The organism is Mesorhizobium sp. M5C.F.Ca.IN.020.29.1.1 (assembly GCF_003997375.1).
GTDB classification, from domain to species: Bacteria; Pseudomonadota; Alphaproteobacteria; order Rhizobiales; family Rhizobiaceae; genus Mesorhizobium; species Mesorhizobium wenxiniae.
On sequence record NZ_RZSW01000546.1, the window covers coordinates 1 to 4,141 of the forward strand.

Genomic DNA, 4,141 nt, shown 5'->3' on the forward strand with positions numbered 1-4,141 from the left:
AGGCGGCACTCAGGGCTGAGCTCGAACAGCGCCAGGGCACCGCTGGCACGGTCAAGACCGATCTGTCGCCCAGCGACCTCACCGGCCAGCGCCGCGTGCTGCTGGGGGTGTGATTATGGGCGCGAGGAAGCAGGTGTTCAGGAATCGCGGCGGTTTGCCCTGGTGGACCTGGCGGCGGCTGGCGCGGTTGGTGAAGAGGTGAGGATAGTCTCCCCCCCTCGAGGGGGGGAGATTACGCCCTCCGCGCAAAATGCCCACACCATCAGCGGGTATTCCTCGTCGTTGCTGAGGTCGCGCCATAGGCCGTAGGCGCGCACTGGGCCGCCGATATGGGCTTTTGCGCAGGCCTTGTTGCCCCAGCCGAACACTTCTATCTCGGATTCCGGGAAGCCGGCTTCGACCATCACCTGCTTCAGGCCGGCGGGAGTCCAGCGGTCGTGCGGCCTGGCATGCCCCCTGAACAGGAACTGTGTGGTCACCATCGCCCAGCCGCCCGGCCGGGTCATGGCATGGATATTTTGCGCGGCGGCAAGCGGCCGGTGCACATGCTCCAGCACCTGGTCGGCGATGACGACGGAATATCGCCGGAATCGACCGAGGTGTAGTGGAGCACATCGTCTTCCAGTAGCGGTTCCAGCCGGGCGAAACCTCGATCACGTCAGATGATTTGCGGCCGTCCGCCTCAAGAAACGCGGTGAATGCCTCGATCTGCCTGATGCGCAGCCAGTTGCGGGAGTCGTAGCCGATCAGCCGCTTTGCAACCTGCTTGCTTCGCCTCGTCAGGGCACCGGGTAGGCTCTCCGTCGTTGTCACATCGACCTCCTAAGGCCCGCCGCGCCTCCCTTGAACATCGCAAAAGCGGACAAACTCGACCGCCCTAAAATAAGCTCAGACCACCGAAGAAAGAATGCCATGACGAGCGATTCCCGCGCCCACGATATCCTGTCGCGACAGGCCGAACTGGAGAGCGAGCGCAGCCAGTATGAGGCTGTCTGGGAGGCGGTGTCGGAATTCTGCGACCCCGACGCGCCCGATGTCTGGAGCGGGCGCCGGCAATCCGGACCTGACTCGCAGGCTGAGCGGCAGGAGCGGCGGGGTGCGCGTGTCTACGCCAACACCATCAACTCGGCAGCCAACCGGCTGGCCGCTGGGCTGGAAAGCCTGATCATCCCGCAGTCGGAAAAATGGCACGGGCTGTCGACCGCCGCCTTGAACGACGAAGAGAGCGACGAGGAAAAGGAATGGGCGGAGTCGCTTCGCGATTTCCTGTTCTCGCTGCGCTATTCCGCCAATTCGAACTTCGTGCCGGCAACGCAGGCCTGCCTGCGCAACGTCGTGCGCTACGGCCCGGCCTATCTCTACGCCGAGGAGGGCTTTGCGCCCCATACGCTGATCCGCTATGCCTCGATCCCCGTGGTCGAGGGCTATCTCTGCCGCAACCGCTGGGGTCAAGTCGATATTTTCCACCGCCGCTACGAGCGCACGGCGCGCCAGGCCGCACAGCTGCTCGGCTATGAGAAGCTGCCGGCGCGCATCAAAATGCTGGTCGATGATCCCGCCAAATGCGAGACCAAGATTTCGCTGATCCAGTGCATCCAGCCGCGCGACGAGCGCAAGATGTATCGGCTGGGCGGATCCTACCAATATCTCGACACGGCCTTCGCCTCCTATCACGTCCTCGAGGACGAGGAGGTCATCGTCAGGGAAAGCGGTTTCCGCTCCTTCCCGGTGTCGTGCTTCAACTGGCGCCGTTACGAGGGCGACCCCTACGGCATTTCGCCGACCATCGAGGCGCTGACCACGGTGCGCGAGGAAAACGCCGTGCGCCGCTCCGGCCTCAGGGCGCTGCAGCAGGTCACCGATCCGGCGACCGCTTCGAAGGCGCGGCTCGACTATGTGCCGGTGCTCAATCCCGGCGAGAACTATCCCGGCCTGATCGACGATCAGGGACGGCCGCTGATTGCGCCGATCGCTACGGGGCAGAACCCGACCTATGCGTTCAGCTACGCGGAAAGCCGGGCCGAGGAGATCCGCGACATGATGTTCGTCAATCTGTTCCAGACGTTGGTGCAGAACCCGCAGATGACGGCGACCGAAGCGCTGATCCGGCAGGAGGAAAAGGGCGCGCTGCTCGGACCCTCCGGCTCGATCATCCAGGCCGGTTTTGCCTCGAATCTCGACCGCGAGCTCGGAATACTCGAGGACAAAGGACTATACGAGGAAGACAGCCGCTTCCTGCCGCCGGCGAGCCTTGCCGGCAAGGCGGTGCGGCCGACCTTCACCGGCCCGCTCGACGTGCTGCGCCGCTCGGCCGAGGCGCGCGATACAATCCAGGTGGTGACCACGGCCATGCAGATGGCGCAGTTCGACGCGAGCGTGATGGACAATATCGACGGCGACGAGGCGCTCAAGATCGTGCAGAGCGCCGGCCGCAGTCCGCAGCGCATCTTTCGCCGCCAGGACGAGGTTGCCGGTATCCGCGATGCCAGAGCCAAGGCGCTAGCTGCGCAGGCCGGCACGGCCGCGATCGCCAACGCCGGCAAGGTGGCCAAGGATGCCGTGCCCGCCGCCGTGCAGGCGCGCGACAGCGGTCTGCTCGACAGTCTCGGCGGGCTGATGTCGCAGGGCGGCGAGGGCGGCGCATGAGAGGCAAACGCTTCGCCCATTCGAGCCAGGCCGGCGGCCCGGCCAAGGCGCAGGATGCGCTGACGAAGGCCTATCTCAGGGTGTTCTCAGGCCAGGACGGCGAGATGGTGCTTGCCGACCTGGCGGCGGCGACCGGCTATTACCGCCGCCCGTCCTATGGCGAGTGGCTGGCCAAGACGAAGACGCCGAACGGCTTCGAACTGCACAGCGCACTGAGCAATGCACGCGCCGAAGTGGTGCAGCACATCATGGGGTTCCTGACGCTGGACGAGGCGCAGCTGGCGGCGCTGGAGAAGGCGGCGAGGCTGGAGGGGAGGTAGGAGGGTTCGCCGAGGTCGGCATTATCGTTGCTTTCGCCAATTTACGATGCTTCCAAGAGGAGCGGTGCTGGCGAAGCTGCCAATCTCCCCACCTGTGGGGGAGATGTCCGGCAGGACAGAGGGGGGCGCTGTCCCGCCGGCGTATCAAGTCGCACCTGCGAGCCCTGCCTCGATCACAATGTGCTGGCAGACATTGTCGACGTCGCGAATGACGTCGTCGTTCCAGAAGCGCAGGATGGTCCAACCATCCTGTTCCAGACGCTTTGTCCTCGCCTCATCGCCTGCATTGGCCTCGGCATGCTGCGAACCATCGACTTCGACGACGAGCTTCTTGTCTGGGCAAGCAAAGTCGACGATGTAACCAGCGATCGGAAATTGTCGGCGGAAGCCAAGCCCCATCAGCCGGTGCGCGCGAAGCTCGTTCCAGAGCTTCAGTTCAGCACCGGTCTCCGCATCGACTTGGCATTTGCGCGATTTCGGGGAGGCAGTGGCGTGTGAGGCATCGCTCAATGCTCGGTCGCTATTGAGGTTGGCGCTCTACGGCGCCCCCCTCTGTCCTGCCGGACATCTCCCCCACTTGGGGGGAGATCGGCCGTCGCCGCTGATTTCGCAAATCGCCAACTTGAAAAGAAAGGAGCCGGCGTCGAAGCCACCGAACTCTCCCAAGCGCATTTCGCTATCGTCTCAATAGTTGCCGCTGTAATAGCGGTCGTCGCAAGGCGCCGTGTAGATGCGGCCGTAGCGATCCTGATAGCGGCAAAGCTGTTCGCCGCGCCGCTGCGGCGTTGTCGCGCTGCCCACGACCGCGCCCAGCAAGGCGCCGCTGGCTGCACCGACAACCGTGCTCTTGGTGTCGCGGCCCAGGGCCTGGCCGACGAGAGCGCCGCCCGCGCCGCCGACCAGAGCGCCCGTGGTCGCCCTCTGCTGGCCTTCGGTCTGCGCACATCCTGCCAGCGCGGCAGTGACAAGCAGGGCGGCAATGGATTTGTACATGGTCATCGTCTGATACTCCGTTGAGGCCTATGAACTAATACACCGGCTGGTTTTGCCAAGTGTTTGCCAAGTGCGGTCGCATTGCGGCGGAACAGCGGCACCGTGCCTCACGAAATAAGACATGGTTTCTTTCGTCTTGACGGCCAAGGCCTCCGGCTCGGAAGGCTCATGGTCAAACAAAA

4 protein-coding genes and 1 pseudogene are annotated in these 4,141 nt (G+C 64.3%); 2 read left to right on the forward strand and 3 right to left on the reverse strand.

Annotated elements, in window-relative coordinates; translation table 11 throughout:
* Positions 1-137: 137 nt before the first annotated feature.
* Positions 138-557, reverse strand: a complete 420-nt coding sequence (locus EOA85_RS39410) for a class I SAM-dependent methyltransferase (RefSeq protein ID WP_245486117.1) — start codon at positions 555-557, stop codon at positions 138-140.
* 355 nt (positions 558-912) lie between these two features.
* On the opposite strand from EOA85_RS39410, the gene EOA85_RS29250 reads away from it, so the two are divergent.
* The gene (locus tag EOA85_RS29250) at positions 913-2,646 is read left to right on the forward strand and encodes a portal protein (RefSeq protein WP_127212075.1); all 1,734 of its coding nucleotides are present in this window, start codon (positions 913-915) and stop codon (positions 2,644-2,646) included.
* Positions 2,643-2,966: a hypothetical protein gene (locus EOA85_RS29255; RefSeq protein ID WP_127212076.1), complete on the forward strand. Its 324-nt coding sequence runs from the start codon at positions 2,643-2,645 to the stop codon at positions 2,964-2,966. Before EOA85_RS29250 ends, EOA85_RS29255 begins: the two co-directional genes overlap by 4 nt.
* 144 nt (positions 2,967-3,110) lie before the next feature.
* Here the strand turns inward: EOA85_RS29255 and EOA85_RS29260 are convergent.
* A pseudogene (locus EOA85_RS29260) lies at positions 3,111-3,421 on the reverse strand (endonuclease domain-containing protein).
* A 229-nt stretch (positions 3,422-3,650) separates the two neighbouring features.
* The gene (locus tag EOA85_RS29265; protein WP_127212077.1) at positions 3,651-3,965 is read right to left on the reverse strand and encodes a YMGG-like glycine zipper-containing protein; all 315 of its coding nucleotides are present in this window, start codon (positions 3,963-3,965) and stop codon (positions 3,651-3,653) included.
* Positions 3,966-4,141: the final 176 nt, after the last annotated feature.